We start from the raw sequence: 4522 nt of genomic DNA on the forward strand, positions 1-4522 counted from the left end.
CTTCAGGAAAACTTTGTTCTAAAGTTAAATATTGTTGAATTTAATACACATTTGATCTTGAAATAAAAATAGATTAAAAAAAGTCATTTCTCTAGAAGATAACTAAGTATTAATAAGTTTTACCCATCAGGAATATTAAAATTATGATCGTGCCATCTAACAAAAAAATTATTGAATCATTGGGTCGCTCTACTGAAACAGAAATAGTAAAAGAGATAGTTTTTATAGACTCTCATGTAGATAACTATCAAGATTTCGCCACAGAAGTTTCATCAGGAACAAAAGTATTTATTATTGAACCAAATGATGATGGTATTCAACAGATAACCAAAGTTATAAATAAATATTCTCAAATATCATCTATACATATAATTTCTCATGGTTCTCCAGGTTGCTTATATCTAGGTAATAGCCAGTTAAATATTAATAACATTAACAATAATTACTCCGCAGCATTAAAAACTTGGTCTGTTACCAATATATTCCTATATGGTTGTAATCTAGCTTCTGGGGATGCAGGTGCAGAATTTTTAGAAAAGTTGCACAAACTTACAGGAGCAAATATTGCAGCTTCTGCTCAAGCAACAGGTAGTTCTGCTTTGGGTGGAAACTGGGAGTTAGAAGTTACAAAAGGTGAAATAGAAGTTAATTTACCATTCAGCGATCGGATTCAAAATCAATGGGAGCATATTCTCGCTGAATTTGAAGATCAGCCTTATTTGTTCCAAGTTCTCAATGATGGGACTAATAGTCAGCTCAATGTATTCAACCCCACGCGACTTAACTACATTACTATAGGGGAGCCTCAAGTTGAATATAATGCAGCAGGATTTAATAGACAAGACAATTTTATTTATGGAATTAGAGGTGGATCTAGATCGGGAAATGTTATCCGTGTTCATTCTGATGGAACAGTTGAGGATGTATTGATTAATGGTGAAGTTATTACTGTACCAGAAACAGGAGAAGCAACAGTAGACATAAACGCTGGGGATGTAGACGATGACAATAATTTATGGGTAAAGACAGGTGATAGCCAACTAACCAGAATCGATCTTGAAACTGGAGATCGGACTCCTTTTAATCTTACTGGAGATGGCTTAGAACAAGTTGGAGATATAATCTACAACGATGATCAACAAAAATTCTATGGAGTCGGCCCTGATGGTAATTTGTATACTATAGATCCAGATGATCCAGAGGGACCGAGTATTACTACAACTGCAGTAGCAGGTTTGCTTAATAGGCAATATGGTGCAGCTTGGACTAACGACGCCAATACTTTATACGTTAGCCGAAATAGAGAAGGAGAGTTATATCGGATAAATGATTTCACTACTGATAACCCAGTAGCTGAACGAGTTCTTGACAATATACAAGGCACAGGTAATAACGATGGAATGTCAGATCCGGAGCGACCAGATCCAACAGATGTTTGGTTAATAGATCCCGATCCCGATCCTGGTATTATAGAGATTCCTGATGTTAACGATCTTTTTGACCACGAAACTACTTTTACTGAAGATACAACACCTGTAAATATAGTTACAGACAAGGTCTCGATCTCAGATTTTCTTGGCGTAAGAGATGATGATAATGATATTGTTGAAGGAGCCTTAACTCAGACTATTATTACCCTGAAGAGTCCTCAAGATACAGATGAATTACAGGTGGATGTAGATGCTCTACCTAACAATATTATTCGGTCTGAAGATAGTAATTCTAATTTGATTATTTTGGAGGATATTGGATTCCAGGATCCGGAGACAGAGCTTAGTACAAGAACAGGAGACTTTGAAATTGCTCTTCAAGCTGTTACATTTAATAACACCGATAATACTCCAGATACAACTCCTAGAGAAGTAGATATTCAGATATTTGACTCTGGAAATAAAGGAGGAAATATATCTACCGTAACAATTGATGTTATTCCTGCTAATGATGCTCCTAGTTTTTCGGAAGACCCAGATAGTCCTTCAAGCCTAGATAATACTCCCACCTATACTCTAGGTGGTGACGCAGTTGTTCTAGATAGTGATGCCACAATTACAGATCCAGAATTAAATGAGAGAAATTACGATGGTGCTATCCTAACCTTAGCAAGGAATGGTGAAGCAAATAGTGAAGATGTATTTAGTAGTGGTGATACTAACATATTAGGAGCCTTGACAGAAGGTGAAGACCTGACAGTAGATAGTATAGTCATCGGTACAGTTACAACTAATAGTGATGGAACATTAGAACTATCTTTTAATAGTAACGCTACAGAAGACTTAGTTGATTTAGCTTTACAACAGATAGCTTACAGTAATAATGGTACTGGCACAGATCCAGTAACCATTAATTACACTATTAATGATGGTAACGTAGAATTCAGCGATAGTTCAGTCGCCGTCGAACCCGAGCCCAACAACGCAGTATTCATAGATGAAAATGCCTCCATTAGTAACAATGAAACTCAGGTTGTAGACTACAATAACGTTTCCCTAGTAGTGCAAAGAAGCGGGGGAGCTAATAGTGAGGATGTCTTTGATGTAGTTGCTGGTGGAACATTAGATTTTACAGGTGGAAACTTAACAGTCGATGGTACTACTATCGGTACAGTTACAACTAATGGCAATGGTAGATTAGAACTAACATTTGACGAATCTGCTACTACCGCTTTAGTTAATCAGGCATTACGGCAAATAACATATAGTAATACTAATGCTAATCAAGATGACACTATTGAAGGTACAGCTACCGTTGATCCCGACCCCAACAGCCCAGTAGTCATAGACGCAAATGCCACTATTGGTAACCAAGATATTGACTATAATGGTGCATCCCTAATCTTGCAAAGAAACGACGGTGCAAACAGTGAGGATGTATTTAGCAATAGCGACGGAACATTAGGAGCATTAACAGAAAACTCAAGAATAATACTAGAAGTAGATGGTACGGATCTTACTCTTGGTACGGTGACTACTAATAGTAATGGTCAATTAAAGCTGACATTTAATAGTAATGCTACAGAAGATTTAGTAAATGAGGTGCTGCAACAAATCACCTATGAGAATACTAGCGATGAGCAAAATGCAGTAGAAATAGATTACTTCATAACCCGTCCAGTAGTCATAGATTATGGAATCAGAAATGGTTCAGCCACAGTTGATTTATCAAACACCACAGACGCACAAGTAATAGATCCTAGTGCTACTCTTCCAGATATAGACTACAGTAGTGCGTCCCTGCTAGTGCAAAGAAGTGGAGGTGCAAATAGTGATGATGTCTTTGATGTAGTTGCTGGTGGAACATTAGATTTTACAGATGGAAACTTAACAGTAGATGGTACTACTATCGGTACAGTTACAACCAATAGTGCTGGTCAATTACAACTAACATTTAATAGTAGTGCTACAGAAGATTTAGTAAATGAGGCGCTGCAACAAATCACATATAGTAATAACAGTAATAATGCTCCAGACGAAGTAATTATAGATTATCGTGTATTCGAGCAGGGTATAGGAGGACCATTAGAAGGGACTGGTTCTATAACTGTTACTATTGAAGCAAATGTTCCAACCAACAGCCCTCCCACATTAGATTTAGACGAAGACGACAGTACAGCAACAGGAAACGACTACATAACAACCTTCACAGAAGGAACTCCAGTAGCAATAGGAGACACTGATGTAGTCATCACAGACGCAGACGACACAAATATAGAGTCAGCGACAATCATATTAACCAACCGACTAGACGGAGACGCAGTAGAAAGCTTATCATTCAGTGGCGCTCCGGTAGGAGAAATAACAGCAGGGGTCTATAACCAAGCAACAGGAACAATAACACTCACAGGCAGTGGCACATTAGCAGAGTATCAGACAGCCATAGCTCAAATACAATACAACAACACATCAACAAATCCCAACACCACAGCTCGTAGCGTAACAGTAGTAGTCAACGATGGGGATGACAATAGCAACACAGCAACAACCACAATAAATATTACTCCACCCAACAGCCCCCCCACATTAGATTTAGATGGAGACGACAGTAGTGGAGCCACAGGTAACGACTACATAACAACCTTCACAGAAGGAACTCCAGTAGCAATAGGGGACACTGATGTAGTCATCACAGACGCAGACGACACAAATATAGAGTCAGCGACAATCATATTAACCAACCGACTAGACGGAGACGCAGTAGAAAGCTTATCATTCAGTGGCGCTCCGGTAGGAGAAATAACAGCAGGGGTCTATAACCAAGCAACAGGAACAATAACACTCACAGGCAGTGGCACATTAGCAGAGTATCAGACAGCCATAGCTCAAATACAATACAACAACACATCAACAAATCCCAACACCACAGCTCGTAGCGTAACAGTAGTAGTCAACGATGGGGATGACAATAGCAACACAGCAACAACCACAATAAATATCATAGCTACCACAGTCAACGAACCGCCAGTAGCAGTAGATGATAGCATTGTCACCCCCCCTGACACAGCAGTAACATTCAACATCACCAACAA

1 protein-coding gene is annotated in these 4522 nt (G+C 38.7%); it reads left to right on the forward strand.

Annotation, left to right across the window (positions count from 1 at the left end):
* Positions 1–143: 143 nt before the first annotated feature.
* Positions 144–4522, forward strand: a 4379-nt coding sequence (locus tag AFK68_RS09115; protein ID WP_143437720.1) for a DUF4347 domain-containing protein, incomplete at its 3' end; no start/stop codon positions are given.

It is taken from the genome of Hydrocoleum sp. CS-953, from assembly GCF_002260545.1.
Taxonomy (GTDB): Bacteria; Cyanobacteriota; Cyanobacteriia; order Cyanobacteriales; family Microcoleaceae; genus Trichodesmium.